The sequence below is a fragment of the Blautia sp. CAG:257 genome (assembly GCF_000433815.1).
In the GTDB taxonomy this organism is placed as follows: Bacteria; Bacillota; Clostridia; order Lachnospirales; family Lachnospiraceae; genus Blautia_A; species Blautia_A caecimuris.
The window spans coordinates 1-1,146 of record NZ_HF999123.1; the positions used below are offsets into that span (position 1 = coordinate 1).

Sequence of the window (1,146 nt, forward strand, 5' to 3'; positions counted from 1 at the left end):
GCAGAGAGTGATTTTTGCAACAGGATTCTGAAGATATTCTTCCGGAAAACCGGCAGCTTTATGAGAAACATGGATGCTGATATGAGAGGGAGAGGCAAAGGGATCTCCCTGAACATGATCAACAGATAAAATATAATGGCCGAACTGATACGCTCCTTTCAGAGATTTATATGCGGGATAGCTTTTTCTGTGAATGGAGTGAAGTAGGTTCAGCAGATCTGTGGATTGCTGCATAATATAGTTGCCTCCTTGATAAACTAATAAACGGCAGGACTGCCTTTCTGTTCATTTTAGTAAATGATCCGTCATAAGGCAATGATTTTTGGAAAAGAAAATACCCAGGAAAACATAAAAATTTCCGGAGGCTCTTTCTTAAATCTTCTTTAAGATTTGTCAATACATGTAGAATTTTAGACATAATTGGATTATAATGTACAGGAATTGTGTATTAATTCAGGCAGAAGCAGGACTTTTGCAGAAACCCAGAAACCCGATGTCATACTCCCAAAACACGGAGTATTAAATACGAAATATATGAAGGAAAGGTGGAACCAATATGGAACGAAGAAACGCATGGCTCAGCTATGGAGAAAATGAAGAAAAAGAGATGGAGCAGATTGCAAAAAGCTATAAGAGCTTTCTGGATGCAGGAAAAACAGAAAGAGAATGTGTAACAGAGCTGATCAGACAGGCAGAGGCTGCCGGCTATGTTTCTATGGAGCAGAAGCTTGCATCAGGAGAAAAGATTCAGGCAGGAGATAAGGTTTACTCTGTGGCTATGAATAAGATCCTGGCATTTTTCCATATCGGACAGGAGCCGCTGGAAAAAGGAATGAATATCCTGGGGGCGCATATTGACTCTCCGCGTATTGATATTAAACAGAATCCTCTTTATGAGGAGGCCGATATGGCATATCTGGATACCCATTATTATGGCGGTGTAAAAAAATATCAGTGGGTTGCGCTTCCTCTTGCCATTCATGGTGTGATCGCCAAAAAAGACGGCACAGTTGTAAATGTAACAGTGGGAGAAGATGAAAACGATCCTGTTGTTTATATTACAGATCTTCTGATCCATCTGGCAGGAAAACAGCTTCAGAAAAAAGCCGCTGAGGTCATTGAGGGTGAAAATCTTGACATTCTTAT

1 protein-coding gene and 1 pseudogene are annotated in these 1,146 nt (G+C 40.4%); one reads left to right on the plus strand and one right to left on the minus strand.

Translation table 11 applies throughout. The features are described from left to right. A partial coding sequence (locus QVP40_RS13275) for an ABC-ATPase domain-containing protein (protein WP_288200592.1) occupies window positions 1-234 on the minus strand: 234 nt, incomplete at its 3' end. Window positions 235-556: 322 nt separating this feature from the next. Between QVP40_RS13275 and QVP40_RS13280 the strand changes: the two are divergent. Next, window positions 557-1,146 (plus strand): annotated as a pseudogene (locus QVP40_RS13280) (aminopeptidase); the annotation flags it as partial.